The organism is Nocardiopsis xinjiangensis YIM 90004, assembly GCF_000341145.1.
In the GTDB taxonomy this organism is placed as follows: Bacteria; Actinomycetota; Actinomycetes; order Streptosporangiales; family Streptosporangiaceae; genus Nocardiopsis; species Nocardiopsis xinjiangensis.
Window position 1 is genome coordinate 137,105 of sequence record NZ_ANBE01000014.1, and the last position, 24,477, is coordinate 161,581.

At 67.2% G+C, this 24,477-nt stretch carries 12 protein-coding genes; 3 read left to right on the forward strand and 9 right to left on the reverse strand.

Annotation, left to right across the window (positions count from 1 at the left end; genetic code table 11):
- Positions 1 to 89 precede the first annotated feature (89 nt).
- Positions 90 to 923, forward strand: coding sequence for a formylglycine-generating enzyme family protein (locus D473_RS0109245; protein ID WP_017608793.1), 834 nt, complete (start codon positions 90 to 92; stop codon positions 921 to 923).
- Between the two features lie 25 nt (positions 924 to 948).
- Here the strand turns inward: D473_RS0109245 and D473_RS0109250 are convergent, their stop codons facing one another.
- Together D473_RS0109250 and D473_RS0109260 are read right to left on the reverse strand one after the other, a co-directional pair.
- The gene (locus D473_RS0109250) at positions 949 to 2,868 is read right to left on the reverse strand and encodes a BCCT family transporter (protein WP_017608794.1); all 1,920 of its coding nucleotides are present in this window, start codon (positions 2,866 to 2,868) and stop codon (positions 949 to 951) included.
- Between the two features lie 1,072 nt (positions 2,869 to 3,940).
- Positions 3,941 to 7,315, reverse strand: coding sequence for a pyruvate carboxylase (locus tag D473_RS0109260; RefSeq protein ID WP_017608796.1), 3,375 nt, complete (start codon positions 7,313 to 7,315; stop codon positions 3,941 to 3,943).
- A 367-nt stretch (positions 7,316 to 7,682) separates the two neighbouring features.
- On the opposite strand from D473_RS0109260, the gene D473_RS0109265 reads away from it, so the two are divergent.
- Together D473_RS0109265 and D473_RS0109270 are read left to right on the forward strand one after the other, a co-directional pair.
- A complete protein-coding gene (locus tag D473_RS0109265; RefSeq protein WP_083917943.1) occupies positions 7,683 to 8,888 on the forward strand; it encodes an ATP-grasp domain-containing protein in 1,206 nt (401 codons plus the stop codon).
- A gap of 575 nt (positions 8,889 to 9,463) precedes the next feature.
- Positions 9,464 to 10,942: an FAD-binding oxidoreductase gene (locus D473_RS0109270; RefSeq protein ID WP_017608798.1), complete on the forward strand. Its 1,479-nt coding sequence runs from the start codon at positions 9,464 to 9,466 to the stop codon at positions 10,940 to 10,942.
- Positions 10,943 to 10,989: 47 nt separating this feature from the next.
- On the opposite strand, the gene D473_RS0109275 is transcribed toward D473_RS0109270, so the two are convergent.
- The 7 genes from D473_RS0109275 to D473_RS0109305 form a co-directional block, all read right to left on the reverse strand.
- Entirely contained in the window at positions 10,990 to 11,787 is a 798-nt protein-coding gene (locus D473_RS0109275; RefSeq protein WP_017608799.1) for an ABC transporter permease, read from the reverse strand.
- A gap of 14 nt (positions 11,788 to 11,801) precedes the next feature.
- Positions 11,802 to 12,527, reverse strand: coding sequence for an ABC transporter permease (locus tag D473_RS0109280; RefSeq protein WP_017608800.1), 726 nt, complete (start codon positions 12,525 to 12,527; stop codon positions 11,802 to 11,804).
- Between the two features lie 74 nt (positions 12,528 to 12,601).
- Complete coding sequence (locus D473_RS0109285; RefSeq protein ID WP_017608801.1) at positions 12,602 to 13,552, reverse strand: ABC transporter ATP-binding protein; 951 nt, start codon at positions 13,550 to 13,552, stop codon at positions 12,602 to 12,604.
- A gap of 52 nt (positions 13,553 to 13,604) precedes the next feature.
- Positions 13,605 to 18,308 carry an amino acid adenylation domain-containing protein gene (locus D473_RS28375; RefSeq protein ID WP_026126780.1) on the reverse strand — a complete coding sequence of 1,568 codons (4,704 nt, stop codon included), beginning with the start codon at positions 18,306 to 18,308 and terminating at the stop codon, positions 13,605 to 13,607.
- The gene (locus D473_RS28380; RefSeq protein WP_026126781.1) at positions 18,259 to 20,076 is read right to left on the reverse strand and encodes a non-ribosomal peptide synthetase; all 1,818 of its coding nucleotides are present in this window, start codon (positions 20,074 to 20,076) and stop codon (positions 18,259 to 18,261) included. The genes D473_RS28375 and D473_RS28380 overlap by 50 nt, the downstream gene beginning before the upstream one ends.
- On the reverse strand, positions 20,073 to 23,918 hold the full coding sequence (locus tag D473_RS28385; RefSeq protein ID WP_083917946.1) for a non-ribosomal peptide synthetase: 3,846 nt from the start codon (positions 23,916 to 23,918) through the stop codon (positions 20,073 to 20,075). The genes D473_RS28380 and D473_RS28385 overlap by 4 nt, the downstream gene beginning before the upstream one ends.
- Entirely contained in the window at positions 23,821 to 24,033 is a 213-nt protein-coding gene (locus tag D473_RS0109305; protein ID WP_017608804.1) for an MbtH family protein, read from the reverse strand. The genes D473_RS28385 and D473_RS0109305 overlap by 98 nt, the downstream gene beginning before the upstream one ends.
- Between the last annotated feature and the right edge of the window lie 444 nt (positions 24,034 to 24,477).

The following is a 24,477-nucleotide window of genomic DNA, read 5'->3' on the forward strand; positions in this document are numbered from 1 at the left end:
GGAACAAAGGGGTTCGAATGAGCTGCTGCGGTCCTGCACGCGAGGCGGCCGGCCGGCGGCCGGGGGGCCCGGAAGGCGCCGGCAGGAAAATGCTGGAACGCCTTGCCGCCGCTGCCGACGACGAGCTGCGGATGATCGGCCTCGCCGGAGGCACGTTCCTCATGGGCAGCACGGACCGGTTCGCCTATCCGGAGGACGGAGAGGGGCCCGTTCGCCAGGAGCGGGTGGAGCCGTTCGCCATCGCGCCGACGGCGGTGACCGTGGCCGAGTTCGCCGCCTTCGTGCTCGATACCGGACACCGCACCGATGCCGAGAAGCTGGGGGACTCCCTCGTGTTCCAGGGTCTGCTGCCCGACGAACTGCGCAGCAGCGCTCCAGCGGTCGCGCAGACGCCGTGGTGGCGCCAGGTCGAGGGTGCCTGCTGGCACCGTCCCGAAGGCCCCGGATCCTCGGCGGAGCCCCGCAGCGCACACCCGGTCACCCATGTGTCGCAGCGGGACGCAACGGCCTATGCCGAGTGGGTCGGCGCCCGGCTCCCGTCGGAGGCCGAGTGGGAGTTCGCCTCGCGCGGCGGACTCGAGCAGCAGCCTTTTCCCTGGGGTGCCGTGCGGGAACCCGACGGGGAGCCCCGCATGAACACGTTCCCCGGTGCTTTCCCGGACGGCCCGACCGGCCCGGTCGGGACCGTGCCCGCCGTCTCGTTCGAACCCAACGCATACGGCCTGTACAACACCACGGGCAACGTCTGGGAACGGACCAGCGGCGTCTTCGGTGCGACCGATCGACGACCTGTGCTGCGGGGCGGTTCCTACATGTGCCACGCGTCGTACTGCCGCCGGTACCGCACCTCCGCGCGCACCGCGGTCACCGCGGACACGACCCTGGGCCACACGGGCTTTCGCCTGGCCCTCGACGCCGGCTGAGCGGCCGGCGCCGAGGGCGATGGAGTCAGCCCTTCTCACGGTCGGTCTCGGTCTCCAACGCTTCCACGCGAAGTTTTTCCTGTTCCACCGCGAGCTCTTCGGGGGCGGCCTCGGAGAGCTCACCGGTGGCCGCGTCATAGCCGTCGGCCCACTCCCCGGTCTCGAAGTCGTAGCCGACCGGTTCGCCTTCTTCGTTGGTGCGCTGGTACCACTCGGTGTAGCTTCCGTCGGTGGAGTCGATCTCTGCCCCGGCTCCGTCCCCGGGCCGGGATTCCACCACCTTCAGCGAGAAGTCGTCCCCGTATCGGAGCACTCCTTCGGTCACGGCGTTGCTCACCGCAGTATCGATATAGCGCATACGCAGGGTGAGGGGGTCGGTGCGCAGTTCCTTGAACCACGCGACGATGGCGAGAAGCAGCACGAGTGCGAACGGTACTGCTGTGACGATCACGAGTTGCTGCAGGCCTTCCAAGGCCATCGCATCGCCGAGAAGCAGCATCACGATCGCGATCCCCGACATGACCAGGCCCCAGAAGATGACCACCCAACGGCGGGGCTTCTGATCCCCCTGTGTGGTGAGCATGCCCATCACGACCGACGCGGAGTCGGCGGCGGTGACGAAGAAGATCGCGAGCACCAGGATCACGACGAAGGGCAGCCACTCGACATACGGGAGGTTGCCGATGAGGGCGAAGAGCACCTCGGGCGCGGGCATGCCCTCAGTGATTCCGGGCCGGCCTTCCCGGTACATCCAGATGGAGGTTCCACCCATCACTCCGTACGCGATGAAGAGCAGCGACGACGGGATGAGGATCGTGCCGAGAATGAACTGGCGGATGGTGCGGCCGCGGGAGATACGTGCGAGGAAGATGCCCACGAAAGGCGACCAGGAGATCCACCACGCCCAGTAGTAGACGGTCCACAGCGATTGGAATTCCTGCGTCTGCGAACCCCACGAGAGCGACCGGCCCATCATGTCGAACATGGAGCCGAAGTACTCCATGATCGCCGAGGGGAGCAGGTTCAGGAGGAACAGTGTGGGGCCGAGGAAGAGAACGATCGCGATCATGCCGATCGTGAGCACGATGTTGATGTTCGACAGGTAGCGGATGCCCCGCGCGATGCCCGAGATGGCCGAGATGACGAAGCCGACGGTCAGAACAGCGATGATGACGACGAGAGTGTTGTTCGTGAGGTCACCGGCACCCGACACGATGCTGACACCGGAGCCGATCTGCATCGCCGCGATACCGAGAGCGGCGGCAGTGCCGAAGAGCGTCGCGATGATCGCGAAGATGTCGACGAGCTTTCCGGCAAAGCCCTCGGTGAACCGCCGGCCGAACAGTGCACGGAAGATCGAGGACATGAGCAGGGAACGGCCACGGCGGTATGCGGCGTAGGCAACGGCCCCGCCGACCAGTGCGTAGATGGCCCACGCGTGAAAGCCCCAGTGGTAGTACATCTGGGCCAGAGCCGTGTGCATGGCCTCGACCGACTCCGGCTCGTTGGTCAGCGGAGGCGGTGAGGTGAAGTAGCCGAGCGGCTCCGAGGGGCCCCAGAACAGGACCGCCACACCCAGGCCGGCGGCGAACAGCATGGCTGTCCAGGAGAACGTGCTGAACTCCGGCCGTTCGCCGTCCTTGCCCAACGGGATCTTCCCGTAGGAGGAGAGGGCTATGCCCACGGTGGCGACGAGCACGACGATGGCCACGACGTTGAACATCCAGCCGAGGTTGTCGGTGGACCAGTAGAAGGCCGTCTCGGCGACCGCGGCGACGCTTGCCGGTGACGAGACGCCCCAGAGGACGAAGGCGACCGTCAGCGAACCGGCGATCGCGAACACGAGCCAGTCGACCCGGTAGCGGCGGCGCTGCTCGTCGATCGCAATGCCCGGAACAAGGACCGGGTGCGTGTCGTGGGGATACTTGGGATGCCGGTAGTCCAAGCTTCCGAACGCGGTATAACCCGGCCGATTCTTCGGTCTCGAGGCCGCCTCGTTTTCTTTGTTTTCCTTGTCTCCTTTCTTGCGGTGGTCTGGTTGTTCTCCACCTTCATGCGAGTTTTTGGACATGACGAATACAGCCCTCCATGAGCTTCCAGGCAGAGGTGAAGATCGGGCCTGAGTAGGCGCGAACACACGTTGAGAAAGTTAATAAAAGGGATTGAGGTTCGGCGATCGTGTCACCGGAGAGCCCGGCAGAGGCAGCAGTCGTTGCCGCCGTACGTGCTACAGGAAGATGTGCACGTATATCTGCGGAAATATTGATTCCGGGAAGCGCGGGCCACCGTCCCTGACGGTGCTGCCTCGATGCTGCCGGAGTGCGCTCGGTTACGGCTCCCCCCCCCCCCCACCGATGGCGACGCCTGCCCACGAGTCGTTCTCGTGGCCGACCGTGTTGGTCGAGCCGGCCTGGTCGCGGAGCGCGGCTCGGAGCATGGGGCGCCTCGTGCGCCCGCGCCGGGGGCGGCGCCGCTCCAGAGATGCGAATTCCGACATAATTCACAATATTAACTGCGGTGCAGGTCGCTGTCAACCTGAAGGGTCACAATTCGATGTTCCAGTTACCCTGGGTGCTCGCCTTGGGGTCGGCGCCATAATTACGCTTGTTGTGCTGGAGCAAGGATCCCTTTTTCGGTTCCCGTGCGGCTCGGGCGTCGTCTCTTCGTTCGCCTGCCACGCTGCCGTGATGGGAATGAAATTTGCCGTCGAAAAAGATCGTGGCCCGCCGGGAACCGGGTAATTCGGCTGATGCGGGCAGCGGATATCAGCACGTGTGCGGACCTGTTCCGGCGGACGGCCACCGGATCGGTGGAGGCCCCGGTTCGGCACGCGCCGAGCGGACGGCGCCGCGGCCGCCCCTGCCGGAGAGGGGCGACCGCGGCACCGCCGACCGACGGGGCCGCCGAGAACGTCGGGCAGCCGGCACTCGCGCCGGTCCCACCGGATGACCGCGTATACCGGACGGGCCCGGGAGCCCGGCCCGGCCGCAGCAACGCGGTCACCGCGGCCGGCCACCTCAGTCCAGGCAGAGGAGCAGGTCGCCCCCCTCCACCTTCTGCACCGGATCGACCGCCAGGCGCGTGACCCGCCCCGACACGGGCGCCGTGATCGAGGCCTCCATCTTCATCGCCTCGATGGTGGCCACCGTCGCTCCTGCCTCGATCTCCTCACCTTCGGAGACCGCCATGCTGATCGCTCCGGCGAAGGGCGCGGCAACGTGCCCCGGGGCCGACTTGTCCGCCTTCTCGGCGGCGCGCACGTGCGAGGCCAGCGCGCGGTCCCTGATCTGGAGCGGGCGCAGCTGGTTGTTGAGCATGGCCACCACCGTGCGCACACCGCGCTCATCGGCCTCGCTCACCGCCTCCAACTCGATGAGCAAACGCACACCCGGGGACAGGTCCACCGAGTACTCCTCACCCGAACTCAGGCCGTAGAAGAAGTCGGCGCTGGAGAGCACACTGGTGTCGCCGTAAGCAGCCCGGTGCTCCTCGAACTCCTGGGCCGGGCCGGGGAAGAGCAGCCGGTTGAGTGTGGCCCGCGGCTCCTCGGCCAACCCGGCGCGGTCCTCCTCGGTCAGTTCCGCCATCGCCGGTTCCCCCGGCCGCCCCTCGAGCGCGCGGGTGCGGAACGGCTCCGGCCACCCGCCCGGGGGAAGGCCCAGCTCGCCGCGGAGGAAGCCCACCACCGAGTCGGGGATGTCGAAGCTGCCGGGGTCGGACTCGAACTCCTCCGGGGAGACCCCCGCACCGACCAGGTGCAATGCCAGGTCACCCACCACCTTGGAGGACGGCGTGACCTTGACCAGATGGCCCAGCATCCGGTCGGCGGCGGCGTACATGGCCTCCACGTCCTCGAAACGCTCGCCCAGCCCCAGGGCGATCGCCTGAGTGCGGAGGTTGGACAGCTGCCCGCCCGGGATCTCGTGGCGGTACACCCGCCCGGTGGGTGAGGACAGCCCGGCCTCGAAGGGCGCGTAGACACGGCGTACCGACTCCCAGTACGGCTCCAGCTCGTTGACCGCGCCCAGATCCAGGCCGGTGGAGCGGTCGGAGTGGTCGAAAGCGGCCACGATCGCCGACAGCGACGGTTGGGACGTGGTTCCCGCCATCGAGGCCACGGCGCCGTCCACCGCGTCCGCCCCGGCGTTGGCCGCCGCCAGGTAGGTGGCCAACTGGCCACCCGTGGTGTCGTGGGTGTGGACATGCACCGGCAGATCGAACTCGCGGCGCAGCGCCGAGACCAGCTGTTCGGCGGCCGGGGCGCGCAGCAGACCGGCCATGTCCTTGACCGCGATCACGTGGGCACCCGCCGCCACGATCCGCTCGGCCAGCCTCAGGTAGTAGTCCAGGGTGTACAGCTTCTCCGACGGATCGGACAGATCGGAGGTGTAGCACAGAGCGACCTCCGCCACCGAGGTACCGGTCTCGCGCACCGCCTCGATCGCCGGACGCATCTGCTCGACATCGTTGAGGGCGTCGAAGATCCGGAAGATGTCCACACCCGTTGCCGCGGCCTCGTGGACGAAGGCGTTGGTCACTTCCGTGGGATAAGGCGTGTAGCCCACCGTGTTGCGGCCGCGCAGCAGCATCTGCAGGCAGATGTTGGGCACGGCTTCGCGTAGAGCGGCCAACCGCTCCCAAGGGTCCTCGGCCAGGAAACGCAGCGCCACGTCGTAGGTGGCGCCGCCCCAGGCCTCCAACGAGAGCAGCTCGGGCAGAGTGTGCGTCACCGCCGGCGCCACCGACAACAGGTCCTTGGTACGCACCCGGGTGGCCAGCAGGGACTGGTGAGCGTCCCGGAACGTGGTGTCGGTCACCGCCAGGTTCGGTGACTCGCGCAGCCACCGTGCGAACCCGTCCGGACCGAGCTCGGACAGGCGCTGACGCGACCCCGCGGGCGGCTCCCCCGCGGGCAGCGGAGGCAGCTTCGTGACCGGATCCACCAGCTGGGGCCGTTCACCGTGCGGCTTGTTCACCGTCACGTCGGCCAGGTAGGTCAACAGCCGGGTGCCCCGGTCCGCAGAGGGGCGTGCGGTCAACAGGTGCGGGCGTTCCTCGATGAAGGACGTCGTGATCCGCCCCGCCTGGAAGTCCGGGTCATCCAGCACCGCCTGCAGGAAGGGGATGTTCGTGGCGATACTGCGGATGCGGAACTCAGCCACGGCCCGGCGGGCCCGATTGAGCGCCGTGGCCAGGTCGTGGCCCCGGCAGGTCAACTTCACCAGCAGGGAGTCGAAGTGCGGGATGATCTCGGTGCCCGCGGCCGAGGTGCCGCCGTCCAGCCGGATACCCGAGCCGCCGGGGGAGCGGTAGGCGCTGATGATCCCGGTGTCGGGACGGAAGTCGTTGGCCGGGTCCTCCGTCGTGATGCGGCATTGCAGAGCCGAACCGCGTACGTAGACGCCTTCCTGCTCGATGCCGAGGTCGCCCAGGGTCTGGCCCGAGGCGATCCGCAGCTGGGACTGCACCAGGTCGACGTCGGTGATCTCCTCGGTGACCGTGTGCTCGACCTGGATGCGCGGGTTCATCTCGATGAAGACGTGGCTGCCGTCCGCGCCGACCAGGAACTCGACCGTGCCCGCGTTGCGGTAACCGATCTGCCGGGCGAAACGCACCGCGTCCGCGCAGATGCGTTCGCGCAGGGCAGGATCGAGGTTGGGGGCGGGGGCCAGCTCGATGACCTTCTGGTGCCGGCGCTGGAGCGAGCAGTCGCGTTCGTAGAGGTGCACGACGTCGCCCGCGCCGTCGGCGAGGATCTGCACCTCGATGTGGCGCGGGGAGGTCACGGCACGCTCCAGGAACACGGTGGGGTCCCCGAAGGCCGATGCGGCCTCACGCATGGCGGCTTCGAGCGCGGCGCGCAGCTCCCCGGGCTCCTGTACCCGGCGCATGCCGCGGCCACCGCCGCCGGCCACGGCCTTGACGAACAGAGGGAAGCCGATGCCCTCCGCTTCGGCCATCAGGGCGTCGGCGTCGTCGGAAGGAGCACTGGACTCCAGAACGGGGACGCCGGCCTCGCGTGCGGCCGCCACCGCGCGTGACTTGTCGCCGGTCAGCTCCAGTACCTCGGCGGGGGGACCGACGAAGGTGATACCCGCCGCCTCGCAGGCGTGTGCGAGGTCGGGGTTCTCCGACAGGAAGCCGTAACCGGGATAGACGGCGTCGGCTCCGGCCTCGGTCGCGGCGCGGACGATCTCGTCCACGGACAGGTAGGCGCGGACCGGGTGGCCGGGTTCGCCGATCTGGTAGGCCTCGTCGGCCTTGAGCCGGTGCAGGGAGTTGCGGTCCTCGTACGGGAAGACAGCGACGGTGCGGGCACCCAGTTCGTATCCGGCACGCAGCGACCGGATGGCGATCTCGCCCCGGTTCGCCACGAGTACTTTGCGGAACATGCCGGCTTCCTCCTGATCGGTCAGATGTACTGCTGAGGGGAGGTCCGGCGACGCTGCCGGGCCCGTGCGCGAATGGATCATGGGCACGATAACCGTAAGGATGTACGGGTGAACGGGCCGGGGCCGCCCGGAACCGTTTTTCCCCTGTGCACCGGCTGTCTGCTGAGGACAGGCCACCGGCTCGTGGCCGGGGCCGTCTCCCCTCCGCCCGAGGGCGGGGCGGGTCTCTGCGACGTCAGGGCTGTTTCATTCTCGGTGGGCGGTGATCAACGACTTCGGCAACGTGTAGTACCAGGAACGTATGGTGTCGAGACCTCAGGAGCAGAAGCGAAGACCACGACAGTGAACGGGACCAGGGCTCGACCAGATGACGACAGGACTGAAGCCGGCGGCCGTGGGCCAAGGCGATGGATCGGACGACCGTACAGTGCTCTATCTCGGGCTCCGACGCTCCCCACTGGAATGGCGCGCCGAACTCGACGCGGCCGCCGCACTGGGGCTGGGCGTGCATGTCGCTTCCGACGCCGATATCTCCCACACGGGGTTGCCGGACCACAGGCGCGGGTCTTTCGACGAGGGAGCCCCGCTCCTGGAACAGGCTGCGCAGGTGTGGCCCGGTCCGGCCCCGGCCGCTGTGGCTTGCTGGGGCGACAAGCACGTCGGCCTGACCGCGTTGGTCGCCGAGCGGTTCGGGGTGCGCGGTATCGGCACCGCTGCCGCCGCCACGGCCACGGACAAGACCGAACAGCGCCGGGTCATGGAGCCCTATGGGCTCAACCCGGCCTGGCGGGCCGGCCGGACGGCTGACGATCTGCGGACCGCTGTCGCGGAACTCGGCACCGAAGGCAGGCCCTTGGTGTTCAAACCCGCCCACTGTTCCGGAGGGCGCGGTATGGCGCTCATCGATGGGGACACCGATCTGGACGAGGTGTTCGCGCTGACGGCCGCCAACTACTCGGGGACGACGGATTTCCTCGTCGAGGAGTACGTCGACGGCTCCGAGCACTCCGTCTCCGGTGTCGTCTCCGAAGGCACGGTGAGGATTCTCGGTGTCACCGACAAGAGAATCGACGGACCCCTGGCGCCGTCGTGGGCCGCGTCCGTGCCCTCCGCCCTCGCGGACACAGGGGTCAAGGACCTGAGCCAGGCCGCCGCGCAGGCTGTGCTCGCCGTCGGCCTGCATACCGGCGGATTCCATATCGATCTCCGCCTCACCTCCGAGGGCCCGGTTGTCCTGGAAGCGGGCGGACGGCTCGGCGGCGACCTGATCAACTCCCACCTCATCCCGTACGCGCACCGCGGGGCAGTTCGCCCCTACGAGGCAGTCCTCGCCCTGCTCACCGACGGGGACCTGCCCAGTCAGGTGTCCGAACCGGAGCGTGGTGCGGCCATGGTGCTGCTGCCGCCGGCCGGGCGTCAGGCGGAGGAAGTGGCCGAGGCCGCGCTCGCTCATCCTCGGGTGGTTCTTGCCGAGGGGTGGCCGGGGACAGAGACGGTCGTGGCGGTCGTCGTCACCGAGGATCCGGCCGATCTCTCCGCGGTCATCGCGGAGCTTCGCCGGTCGGTGCTGTGACCGTCGGCATGCCGACGGGTGGACGGGACTCATAGCGCCTACGCACCGGAGCGGCCTGGCGGGACAGGCCCACCGTCTGCGGTTCCTGGGCTGTGGGGCGCCTCGAGGTGTGCGCTGCGACCCTTGACACCGGGCTCACCCGACCCACCTCGACGAACCCCTCCACCCCCGGCGCCCGGCTGCCGAAGAAATGGGGGGCGCACACTTCCCCAACCCCCTGTGGCGACGGCATGGCGACCAACGCTTGCGGCGTGTGCACGGTGGCTCGCCCCCGCGGAGGCAACTACCGTCCCCGGCACTCCCGGTGGCGCAGCCGGCACACGGTCACCCACTCGAGGTGTCGTCGGAGCGTCGGTCGAACGGCGCTCCGCCCGTAGTGATACTCCAGTGGTGCCCAAGGTCGAATCGGCGGTCGGTCCTCCAGGAGCCGTGCGTCGTGCACCGGTCCGATGCACTGTGCCACCCGAACGTGGCGCCCGGGAAGGAACCCTCGCTCGTTGCCCGCGGCCGGGTTCGGCGATGAGTTGGAAGGCTGGGGCCGCAGGCACGCCCCGTGACAGTCCAGAGGTGCATGTATGACGGAACAGGCCGATCGGGGAGATCAGCTCCCGAGGAGCAAGGACATCGACCGACGCACCCTGTTGCGGGCCGGCGGGGTACTGGGCGCCGCCGGCGCTCTGGGCGCTGTCGGCGCCCCCGCGTACGGAGCCGGCCGGCCCGACAACTGGCTGTACCCGGGGGAGGAGGGTTACGACGGGGCGGTGGCCGGGTTCAACACCACGGTGACACGCCGACCGGAAGCGGTGGTCCTCGCCCGCGATGCGCAGGATGTGCAGAAGGCCGTGCGGTACGCAGGACGTCAGGACCTACCGGTGTGCGTGATGGCGACCGGGCATCAGGCATCGGTGTCCTTCGACGGGGGCATCCTCGTCTCGACCGCGGCGATGGACCGGATCCGGGTGGACGAGCGGTCCTCATCGGTGCAGGTCGGGCCCGGAGCCCGGTGGGGCCCCATCGCGGAGGCCGCTGCTCCCCACGGTCTGGCCGGGCTCGCCGGATCATCGGTGAGCGTGGGGGCCGTCGGCTACACCCTCGGTGGCGGGCTGAGCCCCACGTTCGGCCGGCTGCACGGATACGCTGCGGATCACGTGTCGCGACTCGAGATCGTGACCGCTGACGGCGAGTTGCGGGTGGCCACGCCGGAGCGCGAGCAGGACCTGTTCTGGGCTGCCCGGGGCGGAAAGGGCAACTTCGGGATCGTCACGTCGCTCGACTTCGGGCTCTTCGGCGTCCGGACGCTCTACGCCGGCGCGCTCCTGTACCCGGCCGAGACAGCGGCCGACGTGCTGCCGTCCTGGCGTGACTGGGCCGCCGCGGCGCCCGAGAGCGTGACGACCTCGGCGGCGTTCCTGCGGATCCCGCCGGACGCGCCGCTACCGGACGAGGTACGTGGCCGGCTCGTGGTGAGCGTGCGGGTGTCGTTCGTGGGAGGAACGGCGGAAGGTACCGGGCTCGTGGCGCCGCTCCGGGACCTCGCCCCCGTCCTGCTGGACACCGTCGAGGAGATGCCGTTCACCGACTGGGACCTGATCCACAGCGACCCGGAGGGGCCGATCCCGGCCTATGAGCGGACAAGCCTCCTGGGTGAGTTGCCGGACGGGGCCATCGAGACGATGATCGACCTGGCCGGGTCCGGGGCGGGCTCGCCGATGGCACTGGTGGAGGTGCGGCAGCTCGGTGGCGCTCTGGCGCGGGAACCCGAGACGCCGAGTGCTGTGGGGCATCGCGACGCCGCCTTCACGTTCTTCACCATCGGAATGGCGCCCCCGGAGCAGGCCGAGGATGTGCGCGCCTACGGAGCCCGGCTCGTCGAGGTGATGGAACCGTGGAGTACCGGCGGTGCCTACGTCAACTTCCTGTCCAGCGACGAGGCGGATCCGGCTGACGTCCGGCGTGCTTATGAGCCCGAGGTGTACGAACGCCTGGTGTCGGTGAAGTCGGATGTCGACAGCCGGAACATGTTCCGGCTCACGCACAACATCCCGCCGGGCTGAGGGGTGCATCAGCGTGAGCAGCGATGCCGTGCGATCGCCGGCCGCGGTCATGTCAGGAGAGAGGTTCCCTTCCGTGCCGCGGAAAAATTCCTTCGGAAGAGGAACAGGGAAAGCGCGAACCAGAGGGCGCCGGTTATGACAGTCCAGGACGTGCTCATGAGGATGTCGGCCGCACGAGTGCCCCCTTCGATTCCGCGTATGGCTTCCAATCCGTGGGTAACGGGTACGGCTTGAGCAGCCCACTGGATGGCCGGAGGCCAGAATTCGACCGGGACCATCGCTCCGCAGAAGCAGGTTGCGAGGATTGTCACGAGAGAACTGATGACGTTGCGCGCTCCTGGGAAAATCATCGCGAGTGCGCCCACCACCAGTGCAAGGCAATAGGTGGACAGCGACGTGATCAGTACGAGCAGCACCAGAAGCGCGATCTGTGCCGGCGACCACGTCAGATCGAAAAACAGGGAGAGCGTCAGAATCGCCACGGATGTGGTCACCGTCGCGGACAGGGGCCACATCAGACTTCTACCGAAATAGAAGAACCCCGGTTCCACGGGAGCTCCGACAAGGAGTGGCAGAGTCCCCAGCGTGCGGTCCCACGTGGATGACGCCGAAGTCATCAGGGTTTCTGCCACACAGGCCATCATCGCCGCACCGATGATCACGTATATCACATAATCGGAATCGCCGACCATGTTCCCGATCAAGCTGTAGAAGGCCACTTGGCACACGATGCGCACGAGCCATGCACCTGACCACGTACGCCATGTGTAGAAGGACCTGAAGTCGGCCACCGAGACGACGACACCTTGGGTGACTGTCCTCGCGGCCTGTACGGGGTGAAGCATGCTGGGTCGACCTCTCACTCCTTGGACAAGGTGCCGAGTTCCTTCGCTCGGCGGAGGAACCAGACGATGGACAACAGGCCGAAGGCCAGAGCCGAGAGTCCGAGGAGGCTCAGCATCGAGAAGCCCATGACCGCGTTCGCCACGGGTTCCGGTGTTGTGGAAGCTCTGAGCAGGTCGGCGCTCCACGACAGGTAGACCAATCTGCTGATCGCCTCCAACCAGCCGGGAAACATGGAGACCGGGACGATGATCCCACCGAGCAGGTAGACGGGAAAAGACAAGGTGTTCTGGACGATCCGAGCGCCGAGGGTGAGCACGAAGGCCGATGCCAGGGCGGTCGCTGCAGCGGCGGTGGCCAAGGCGGTGAGGACCAGCGCTCCGACGAAGACTCCCGGATGGTGGATCGGCATCCAGTAATCGAAGACGAGCCCTGCCGTCATGTAGGACATGCCGAAGGAAGGCAGGGACAGCAGCATGCAGGCGCACAGGCGGCCGAAGACCAGCATGGGGAACGAAGCGGGGGCGGCGAGCAGGAGTTCCAGCCTGCCATTCTCCCGGTTCTCACTGATCATCTCACCGGAGAACGAGAGTGCTGCTGTCCACAGAGTCATCAGCATGGGAGCGATGACGGCGTGGGTGTTCAGGTCGGTCCGCCCCGAATACTCCATGATCGCCATGTAGAGCAGGGCGAAGAACGGAGAGGTAATGAGGGAGAAATACGTGTCCGATTGGCTGCGCATCGCCACGGTCTGAAATCGGAACCCAGTTCCGAACCCACTCAGGTCGACCGTGCTGTATTCGAAATTTCTTCGCATCATGGGGCGACGTTCATGCCTCTCCGGCCGATGAGGTGCAGGTACACCTCTTCCAGGGAGGGACGGCTCCGTGCGATGTCCGTCACTCCCGCCTCGATCGCCAACATCAACACACCGCGGACGGCCTCCTTGTGCTCGGCCTCGACTCTGAAGAGGCCGTGCTCGATTTCGGTGACCGTGGACACACCCGGAACGCGGATCACCTCTTGTCGCAGTTCCGGTGGCAACGCGCGCACATCGATGCGCTCCTTCGAGGAAACGATCTCTCCGATCACGTCCGGGTTCTCCGTCAGTGCCAGCGCACCGTTGTCGATGAAGGAGACACGGTCGCTGAGGTCGGCGGCCTCCGGCATGTCGTGTGTGGTCATCAACACCGTGTGTCCGTCCGATCGGAGTTCGCGCACCAAGTCGCGGAAGTCCCTGGCCGACACGGGGTCCATCCCCACCGTCGGCTCGTCCAGCAGCAGTACGGCGGGGGAGGAGACCAGTCCACGGGCCAGGTGCAAGCGTTGTTTCATACCCCTGGAAAAGCTTTGGACCGGTTCGTCCGCGCGCTCGGCCAGACCGACCCTGTCGAGCAATCGGCCCACCCGGTCACGGCGCTCCGCTCGGCCCAGGCCGTACATCGAGGCCCAGAAATCGAGGTTCTGCTTCGAGGTCAGACGATTGTAGAGTCCCCGGTCGCCGCCGAAGACGACGCCCAGAGACCTCTTCACCTGCTGGGGCTCCGTGGCCACGTCATGGCCCAAGACCTTGGCCGTTCCGGACGTGGGCAGGAGCACTGTGGACAGGATTCGGCAAAGTGTGGTCTTGCCGGCGCCGTTCGGGCCGAGAAGGCTATGGACCTCTCCCCGGGGGATGGAGAGGTCGATCTTGTCGAGTGCGACGTGGTCAGGCTTGCCCTTGACCGTGTAGGAGCGCGTGAGGCGCTGAGTCTCGATCGCAGTCATGGGTGCACGTGCTCGGTCGTGGTGGTGGACGCCGTCATTGGTTCCTTCCGGGTCATTCGGTGGCCTGTCGCAGGAGTGGGGTGAGAGCCCGTGCGATCCGTGCTCGGGGGTCCGTGCCCATGAGGTCGAAGTGCGCGGACGGGAGTTCCCGTACGTCGATGACGCCGTCCACGTGCGGTTCCCACATCGACGGGTCGATCCAGGAGGGGCGGCCCTCCTCGTTCGCCGTGAACGCGAGTACGTTTCCCCGAAACACCCCTGGGTGGAAGTGGTCGCCCAACTCGAGGTTGTTGCGGACGACGCTTTCGATTCGGCGGACGCGGTCCGGCTCCATTTGACGCAAGAACTCCGTCGAGAGATGCATTTCGGTCAGTTCGGAGGCCTCTCCGGGGTCGCGCGTGAGGGGAGCGATCTTGTTCAGGGGGTAGGAATCCACCAGTGCGAGCAGAGAGACGCTCTCACCGAGTTCCTGGAGCCGGGTGGCCATAGCATGGGCCACGTTGCCTCCGAAGGACCAGCCCAGGAGCTGATAAGGGCCCCGTGGCTGCACACCGCGCACATGTTCCAAGTAGGTCTCCGCCATCTCCTCCAAGCTCCTCGGCTCTGCGGAGTCCGGATGCAGCCCCGCGGCCTGGAGTCCGTGCACGGGGACTCCGGTCGGAAGACGGCGTGCGAGCCCCGAGTAACTCCACGCGAGGCCCGTGACCGGGTGGACACAGAACAGGGGAACCCCTGAGCCCTCTCGCAACGGCACCACCACTGCGAACGGGTCCTCTCCGGACTTTCCCCGGGAGAGGCCGAGAAGCCCGGCGACGGTGCGCGCTTGCATGAGGTCTTCGAGCCCGAAAACCAGCCCCTGCTCTTCGCGGATCCGGTTGGTGAGCCGCACCGCGAGGAGGGAATGCCCGCCCAGCATGAAGAAATCGTCCTCGGGCCCGACCCTGTCCGTCTCCAGAACCTCGGCGAAGAGGCGGCAGAGCGCCTCTTCCTGCGGAGTCTGCGCCGCGCGGACCTCGGGGGGACGGTTGTGCCGCGGAACGGGGAGGGCGCCTCGGTCGAGTTTCCCGCTGGAAGTGAGCGGTACGCCGTCGATGCGTACGTATTCGGCGGGAACCAGGTAGGAGGGCAACCGCTCCGAGGCATACCCGCGCAACCGCTCGGGAGAGAAGTTCTTCTCGGCTGCGGAGACGTAGGCGACCAGGTGCGGAGTGCCGGTGGCACTGTCCTGGAGCAGGACGACGGTGTGCTCCACATCCGGATGCTCCGAGACGACCGTTGCGATCTCGCCCGGCTCGATCCGGACACCCCGAAGTTTGACCTGTTCGTCAGAGCGGCCGCTGAACGCCAAGTGGCCGGAGGTGTCCCAACAGCCCAGATCGCCGGTGCGGTACATCCGTGAACCCGGGGGACCGTGGGGATCGGCCACGAAACGCTCGGCCGTGAGCGCGGGCTGTCCCGCGTAGCCGCGCGCCACCTGACTCCCGGCGAGGTAGATCTCGCCGCGGACGAAGGGGGCGACCGGACGCAGATCCGAGTCGAGGACGTACACGGAGGTATCGCCGAGAGCTGCGCCGACACGGGGGACCGATCTCTCCTCCACCGAGCAGCTGGTGGCGTTGACGGTCGTCTCGGTGGGGCCGTAGACGTTGTACGTCCGTACCCCGCCACGGCTTCTGAGCGTGTCCCAGAGCCGTCGGTTCACCGGCTCTCCGCCCATGAGGAGGATCCCGGGTCCGTTCTCGGCCTGCAGCAGGCCGGAAGCGATCAGGGACTCGGCGAACGTGGGGGTGGTGTCGACGAGGTCCACGCCATGTTCGAGAAGGTGACCCGTGTAGGCATCGGGATCCCTCCTGACCTCCTCCGGCACCACGTGTAGTTCGTGCCCGGCCGCCAGGGCGGCCAGCCCTTGCCAGGAAGCGTCGAAAGTCAGGGCAGCGGTCAGCGACACGCTGAGCCGCCGGCGTGCCAGGTGTCGGGTACCGGGATCGAAGACCTGCTCCACCATCGCGGCGAAGAAGCTCGCAAGGTGTCGATGCTCGACGACCACCCCCTTGGGCCGACCGGTCGAACCGGATGTGTGGATCACATAGGCAGCCTGCTCGGGCGCCGGGTAGACGACGGGGCTCCGGGTGCGGTCCGGGGCCCGCTGCAGTTCAGTGAGGGTTCTCGGAGCATCGAGAGTCAGGCGCGGCATCTGCGGTAGGGCCGTTTCCGGGAGCGGGTGGTCGACCGTGTCGATCACCACGACAGCCTCCGCAGACCGGAGGATGCCTTCGTTGCGCGCGGTGGGGTGGGAAGGGTCCAGAGGCAGGAACACCCCTCCTGCGGCCAGAACGGCGAGCAGTGCGACGATTTGCAGGTCGGAACGGGGCACCAGCACACCGACCTTGCGTTCGGGGCCGACCCCGTACTCGGTCAACAGGCCGGCGAGGCGGTCGACCCTCCGGCCCAGCTCTGCGTAGGTGAGACGGGCGCCTGCGTGGACGAGGGCGATGTCGTCCGGGGAGGCAGCGATGCGCTCACGCAGAACCTCCGGTAGCGATGGCAGGTCGTCCCGTTGGGGCCGGGCCTTGTCGACGGTTGTGTTCCTGGACCGTATTTCAGCCAGAGGAAGTTCCGGATACGCGCACAGTTCGAGAACCAGTCGGTGGAATTCGTCCGCGAGCCCTTCGGCGGTCTCCGGGGCGAACAACTCGGCGCAGTAGAGCATGCGGCATCCCAGGCCCGCGCCGCCCGCTTCTTCGAGGAAGTCGAAGGACAGGTCGAACTTGGCCGACTTCAGACGGACCTCCTCCGGGGTCGCCGTCATACCACCGAATCCGTGCCGGTGTTCCGGGGCCCGGGCGCACGTCACCATGGTTTGGAACAGCGGGTTCCGGCCCAGATCACGGTGGGGTCCGACGAGCTCCACCACGCGGTCGAACGGTACGTCCTGGTGCTCGAAGGCCGCGAGGGCCGTTCCGCGGATCCTGCGGACCAGTTCACCGAAGCTCGGAGCGCCCGAGAGGTCGGCCCGGACCACGACCGTGTTCACGAAGTAGCCGACCATGTCGTCGAGAGCCTCGTCCGTGCGCCCGGCCACCGGGGTACCCAGCGGAACGTCGGTCCCGCCGCTGACCCGGCCGAGGAAACAGGACACCGCGGCCTGGACCACGATCAGCAGTGATGTGTTCTCCCGCCGTGCGAGAGCGTTCAGCCGGGCGAGGGTCTCCTCCGTCCAGTGGAGCCTCACGCTCTCTGCGGTGAGCTGTACACCGTGCGGCCGGGTGTGGTCCAAAGGCAGGGACAGCTCTTCAGGGAGGCCGGCCAGGGTCCTCTCCCAGAAGTCCAGCTGTCGACGTGTCAATTCGGTTGGTCTGTCCTCGGGCCCGAGAAGGCGGTGCTGCCAGGCTGCGTAATCGGCGTACCGGAACGGGAGCGGTTCCCACACCGGTGCGCGTCCGGCCACGCGGTGGTCGTAGGCGTCCGTGAGGTCTCTCCAGAAGGGGATGAGAGACCATCCGTCGAAAGCGAGATGGTGGAAGACCAGGGCGAGGACGTCCTCACCGCCATCACAACGCAAGAGCACGGCCCGCCATGGGAGCTCCTCGCGCAGGTCGAACCCGAGGTTGCTCTCCGCCTGTAGCAACGCGGGCAGTCCCGAGACATCGGCAGGTACCACCGACAAGAGCTCGGGCAGGAGATCGGGGGAGACGACGACAGGAGAGGGCTCTCCCCCGTCCGCCGGATAGAGCGTCCGCAAGGAGTCGTGTCGGACAGCGACGTCACGCAGGGCCTGACGCAGCGCGTCTTCCTCCACTGTTCCCGACAAACGCGCGGCGTAGGGAACGTTGTAGGCGGACCGGAAGCCCTCGAGCTGCTGAAGGAACCACAGACCCCGCTGGGACGGAGCGATGAGGGGTGTTTCGTCCCCCGCCGCACGCAGCGGCGGCCGGGCGTTCGAACCCTCTCCGACCTCTGACAGCCGGGCCGCCAGAGCCGCCGGTGTGGGTGCCTCGAAGAGGTCCCGGATCCCGATCTCGCACCGCAGAGTCCGGCGGATGCGGCTGACCAGCCGCATGACCAGGAGTGAGCTTCCGCCGGCCGCGAAGAAGTCCTGTTCCACGTGCACGCCGTCCGTGCCGAGAATCTCCGCGAACAGTTCGCACACGGCCTGCTCCGTGGCGCCGTGTGGAGCACGCGGCTCTGCACCGGTGCTCGTGGACGGGGCCGGGAGTGCCTGCCTGTCGACCTTCCCGTTGGGCGTCAACGGCATCCTGTCGAGGACGACGACAGTCGAGGGGACCATGTATGCGGGCAAAGAGGCCCGGACGGATTCCAGCACGCCGGCGCCCTCGGGGGTGCCATTGCCACCGGCGGTCACGTATCCGACCAAGGTGCCGTCTGCCGCGGCCCCCTTCCGGACCACCGCCACGGCCCGACCGACCAGGGGGTGACGGGTGAGCGCATTCTCGATCTCGGCGAGTTCCATTCGGTACCCGCGCAACTTGACCTGGTGATCGCTCCTTCCCAGGAAGATGAGGCGGCTGTTCTCGACCCACTTGACCAGATCACCTGTGCGGTACATACGCCCGCCCGGTGGACCGAAGGGACAGGCCACGAAGCGCTCGCCCGTGAGGGAGGGACGACCGAGGTACCCGCGGGTGAGGCCGGCGCCCGAAACGTAGAGCTCGCCCGGGACCCCCGGGGGGACCGGACGGAGCTTTTCATCCAGCACGTGGACGGTCGTGTTGTCCAAAGGAGTGCCGATGGGCATGGAGGGCGTCGTTACCGGGTGCGGCTCCGCCCGGTGGGAGGNGACAGGCCGTCTGCACCCGGGCCACAGCGGAGGGTGGCACGACGTCACCACCGGCCCAGACCTCACTCAGCCGTCCGAACGCGTGGGGTGCCAGGTCCGCCACCAGCTGGAAGAGCCCGGAGGTCAACCAAGCGGCCGTGACACCTGAATCCAACAGAGGGGTCAGGGTCTCCAGATCCAAGTCCCCGGGGGGAGCCAGTTCGATCCTGCCTCCCGTGAGCAGGGGGACCCAGAGTTCGTACGTCGAAGCGTCGAACGCCAAAGGGGAATGCATCAGGACGCGTTCATGGGCGCCGCCTTCCCACCTCTGGTCGACGGCGAGCTCGACGATGTTCCTGTGAGTGGCGGCAACACCTTTGGGACGGCCGGTGGAACCGGAAGTATGGATCGCGTAGGCCAGATTGTCCGGGGCCACGCCGACGGGCGGCGGGGCCCCACCTTCGTCCCCGCCCGGCTCCCCGACGACGTACACGGGCATGCCCAGGCGAGCGGCTCTCTCGGCGTGGGCGGGGACGGTGACCAGGATCCGGGCACCCGACTCCGAGAGGATCTGTTGGAGCCTGCTGTCGGGGTCGGTGGCGTGCAGGGGTACATAGGCCCCGCCGGCCATGAGGACCGCGAGCGGGGCAGCGACCATGGCCGGAGACCGGTCCAGGAGAAGGGCAACACGGTCCTCGACGGTCACGCCCCGGGCCAGGAGTTCCCGTGCCAACCGCCCGGACCAGCTCCGCAACCCCGCGTAGCTGATGAGCTCCTCGCCCTGGGAGACCGCGACTTCCTCGGGCATGCGGTCAGTGATCTTCCCGAAGAGCTCGGGCACCGTGCGGTCCGGGACCTCGCTCCTTGCCCCGTGGCCCGAGTCGAGCAGCTGCCGCCGCTCGTCATCGGCAAGAAGGTCCAGCTCCCCGATCGGTACCTCGGGCTGCTCGCACACTGCGTCCAAGAGGCGTGTCAGCCGGGCTCCCAGCCGCTCGACGGTGGGCCCGTCGTACAGGTCGGTGTTGGCCTCCACCCGCAGGTCGAGGCCTTCCGTCCGGCCCTCCTCGTCCCGGTGCTCGGAGAAGGTGAAGCAAAGATCGAACTTGGCCGCACCCAGAGTGGTGGGTTCTCGGTGACAGGACAGGCCGCCCATCTCGAACCGGTCCGACGGGCCCTCCTGGAAGAGGACCATGGTTTGGAAGAGGGGATGCCTCGCCAGTGCCCGGGGCGGGTTCAGGGACTCGACGATCTTCTCGAAGGGGAGATCGTGGTGGTCGTAGGCGGCCAAACTGGTCTCACGGACCCGGTGGAGCAGAGCGCGGAAGGCCGGGTCCCCGGAAGTGTCGATGCGTAGCACCTGGGTGTTCACGAAGAACCCGACCATGTCACTCAGTGCTTCGTCGACCCGTGTGGTCACCACCCCTCCGAGAGGGATGTCGGTCCCGGCCCCGAGCCTGGACAGCAGCGAGGCCACTGCGGTGCGCAGGAACATGACGGTACTGACGTTCTCCGCGCGGACCTGCTCCGACAAGCGCCGCTGTGTGGCGGTCTCCAACGAGAAGTCCCGCACGTGTGCCCGGTGGGCGGGGGTGGCCGGTCTGGCCCGGTCCGCCGGCAGGTCCAGTTCCGACGGCAACCCGGCCAGGGCGCTCCGCCAGTACCGCTTCTGTCGGTTCAGGAGGCTGTCCGGATCCGCCTCTTCTCCCAGCACCTCGTGGTGCCAGGCAGCGTAATCCGGGTAGGTCACGGACAACGGTGTCCAGACCGGCGGGTGANAGCCATCGACGAGCCGTCGCCCGAGATGTGGTGGAGCAGGAGCAACACCACGTGTTCCGTGGGCCCGAGCCGGTACACCCAGGAACGGAAAGGCAGTTCCACCGTGAGGTCGAAGGTGTGGTGAACCGCCGCGTCGAGCTGCTCGGGCAGGCGGTCCTCCGTGGTCAGGACACAGGCCGTACGCGGATCGCAGCGTTCCTCGGGGATCACCCTCTGGTGGGGAACACCGTCGTGCTCGAAGAACTCGGTCCGCAGGGAGCCGTGCCGGGCCATCACGTCGCGGAGCGCCTGCCGTAGGACGTCGGTGTCCAATTCCCCGGATGTTCTGATGGCGATCGGGATGTTGTAGGTGGAGCTCGGCCCTTCCGCGCGCGCGAGGAACCACAGGCGTTGTTGTGCTGGGGACAGGGGGCCCTCCGTGGCCCCCGTCGTCCTCAACGGGGGCCGTGTCTGGGCCCGGGAGTCCAACAAGGAAGCCAAAGCAGCCGGAGTCGGGTGGTCGAGGACATCACGAATCCTCAGGTCGGTCTCCAGGGAGGACCGGATTCTGGCGATCACCCGGGCCAGCAGGAGGGAATGGCCGCCGAGATCGAAGAAGTCGTCCTTGCGTCCGACGCTCTCCAAGCTCAGCGTCTGCGCGAACACACGACAGACCACCTCTTCACGAGGTGACAGGAAATCGGACTCGGGGGCCCTCTCGCTCTCCGCGGGAACGGGAACGGGCAGGGCGCGTTTGTCAAGCTTCCCGCTGGTGTTCAGAGGGAGACCGTCCACGGGAACGAAAGCTGCGGGAAGCATGTACGACGGCAGGCGATCGGCGAGGTGTCGGCGCAGGCTGGGGGCCTCCACCGCTCGTGCGCAGACCACGTAGGCAGCCAACCGCGTCTCAGCGCCGTCGCGGGCTCCTGGCGGGCACCACGGCAGTACCGCTGCTTGGTCCACGTCGGGATGTGAGGCCAGTGCCGACTCGACCTCGCCCAACTCGATTCGATGGCCTCGCAGTTTGATCTGGTCGTCCGTCCGTCCTCGGAAAACCAGCCGGCCGTCCGTGTCCAGGAAACCGATGTCGCCCGTGCGGTACATCCTCCTGCCGGGCGGGCCGTAGGGGTCGGCCACGAAGCGTTCGGCCGTGACACCGGGAAGGCCGAGGTAACCCCTGGCGGTCTGCTCGCCCGTCAAGTAGATCTCGCCAGGGACCCCCGACGGCACAGGGGCCAGGTTCTCGTCGAGCACGTACACGCCGACATTGGTCAGCGCACCGCCGATACGCGGGCGCGAACCTTCATGGACGGGCTCGGACGTGGCGTAGACCGTGCTCTCTGTCGGGCCGTAGTAGTTCCACGTCCGGGTCCGGGCGGGGGCACTGAGCTGCTCCCACAGTGAAGGCCGGACCGCTTCTCCGGCCAGGATCAATCTCGCCGGAGCGGTATCGGGGTCGTTGAGCAGGCCCGCTCCGATGAGTTGGGCCGCATGTGTCGGGGTGGCGTCGACCAGGTCGAGGCGGTGGTCGAGCAGATAGTCCGCGTACGCTTCCGGGTCGCGCCGGATCCCCTCGGAAACGACGTGGAGCTCGTGCCCCGTCACGAGGGCTAGCAGCCCCTGCCAGGACACGTCGAAGGACAGAGCCGCCGTCATCGTGGCACGGAGCCGGTCCCTTCCCACCTGCTCAGCGGTGGAAGAGAACATCTCGCGCGAGAGGTGGTCGGCCAGGTTGGCGATCTGGCGGTGCTCGACCACGACACCCTTCGGACGCCCGGTCGACCCCGATGTGTGGATGATGTAGGCCGCGTTCTCGGGCCGCAACGGGGAGCGCCTCTGAGGATCGGCGGGCAGGTGTGGGGGATGGCCCGCGAACTCGGCTGTCGCTTCCCGGTCGTCCACGATCAGCGAGTCCAGACCGGACTCGGAAGCGAGACGGGCAGCCTGATCGGACGAGGCACGGGTACCGAGAAGCAGTTCTGTACCGCAGGAACGCAGGACATGGACGTTCCGTGGCACGGGGTGCTCGGGGTCCACGGGGACGAACACCGCACCCGCCGAGAGTACGGCCAGCAAGGAGATGATCTGCGCTTCCGAACGGGGCATGAGGGTCGCCACCGGATGCTCGGGGCCGATCCCGCGCTGGATGAGGGCATGGGCCGTGCGCGACACCCGCTCGCCGAGTTCCCCGAAGGTGAGTCGGGAATCGCTGGTGACCAAGGCGGTGTCGTCAGGTCTCATGGCGATCTGCTGCGCAAGGAGGTCGGGCACGAGCGCGGGGGCACTCCTGCGTGCCGGACCCTTCCCCGCGGAAAGCACTCGACGTGCCTCGGCCCCCGTGAGCAGCGGATGACGGCTCAGTGGGGTGTCGGGTGCCGAGACCGCTTCTGCCAGGAAGTGTGCGAAGCGTTCGCCGACCTCCGTGGCGTGTCCCTCACCGATGAGGTGTGTTCGCAGCCGGAGGGCGCCGACCAACCGGTTGTCGAGGATCCGTGTGCTGAGTTCGGTGTCGAAGCGGGCCGAGTCCTGGACGGGGTAGAGACGGCTGATCCCGCTGTCGTCGGTATGTTCGGTGGTGGCCGTCCCGTGGTGCAGGAAGAGGGCATTGACCGGATCGGGGCCGGGACCGGACTGGGCGACGATCTCCTCGTAAGGGAGTTGGTGGTGCAGTCCGTTCAGAAGCTTCGGGGTCAGTGTTCTGATGGAGTCGTTGAGGGACGGGTCCCCGTTGAAGGTTCCCCTGAGCGGGAGGGTGTCGACGAAGAAGCCGACCACGTCGCGGTATTCCGGTCCGGGGCGGGAATCCAGGGCGACGGCCGTCGTGATGTCCTTCTGGTTGCTGTGCCGTGCCAGCCACGACTGGAAGAGGACGGTGATCACGCAGGTCAGGGTCGATCGGCGGCGGAGAGCCAGGCGTTCCAGGTCCCGGGTGGTTTCGGGGCGGAGCTCGAACCGGCAGAGTTCGACGGAGTCCCGATCCCTGTGGCTTCCGGAGCCCGCCCCGTCCAGCGCGAACCCGACCGGCTCGGCACCGAGCATCTCGGCCTGCCAATAGGACTCCCGGTCCTCGCGGTTGGGGCCCGATTCCGTTCCGGGTGGTGCGGAAGCGGCGAAGGTCAGGTAGTCGGACTTCAGAGGGGGTAGATCCGGTTGCGCGCCTTCCCTCTCGTGGAGGTAGAGCGCTTTGAGGTCGCGGTAGAGCGTGCGCATCGAACGCCCGTCCCCGATGCTGTGGTGCAGAGCCAGGACCAGCACGTCGTTTCCGTCCGCGCAACGAACGAGCACGGCGCGCGGGGAAGGGCGGTTCAGGAGGTCGAAAGGGGATGCCGCGAGGGGACGGGCAGCCTTTTCCCAGTCGCGGTAGGACGGAGCGGAGACTTCCTCCACGGGTATGCGGAAGTCCGGTGTCGTCACCTGAGTGCTTTCGCCGGACGGTTCACGATCGAATTTGACCGTGAGTAGGGGATGGCGTTCCAGGAGTCGATCCAGGCAACGGTCCAGGGCCGATCTTTCTGTTCCGCCTGTAAAGAGGACGGGCAGGAAGATGTGGTAGGCAGCGCTGTCGGGGTCGACTTCATGGATCCAGAGAAGCCGTTCCTGTCCGGAAGATGCGGGTGCGCGCGTTCGTGGCATGGGAACCCTTATCGGATGAAAACAGGGCGAAAGTTTGTATTGCCGGAGGCCCGGCCTCTTTCGGTGTCGGAGCGACTTTCCCGGAACGGGGGAGGTGGAAGTTCTACTCGCTGTCCATCGACCTGGCGAGAGTGAGGGGGCGCATGTCCTTCCACTCTTCCTCGATGAACGACAGGCAATCCTGTCTTCCCGCGGGGCCATGGGCCACTGCCCAGCCAGGAGGAACATCGATACTACCTGGCCAGAGGCTGTGCTGGCCTTCGTCGTTGACCAGGGCCAGGTACTCCCTGTTCTTTTCCTCGAACGGATTGGTCATGGGTCGTTCCCCCCTGATTCGTGGTTCGGGTTCGGGCGCAGAACATGTACCCGGCCAGGGTCGGACCATCGACAAGGCCGGCTGAAGGGGCAACGGAATGTCATCCCATTTATGAGCGATCATATTAGGATCGCTTCTCTGGAGAGATCAAGGCCTCTTGGTGGCCGGATCCGGCCATCTGGATTCTTCCGATTTCGTGCGGTTGCTCCTGTTTCGTGTAGATGGAAGCGGGGTATTGTGAGATGCGGGGAGGCCGGTTTCTTCTGGTACTGCGATCCAAAATTATCCCCTTTCTTTTTCAGTTGCTGGGGTTGACTCCCATTCAAGTGCTGTGGTCTAGTCAGTGGCTGATTCGGTGGTGCCCGTCAGGTGCCACCGCGTTGCCGGTGTACTGGTTCTCCGAATTTATGCACAACAATGCGTGTGATGTGCTGATTCCATCAC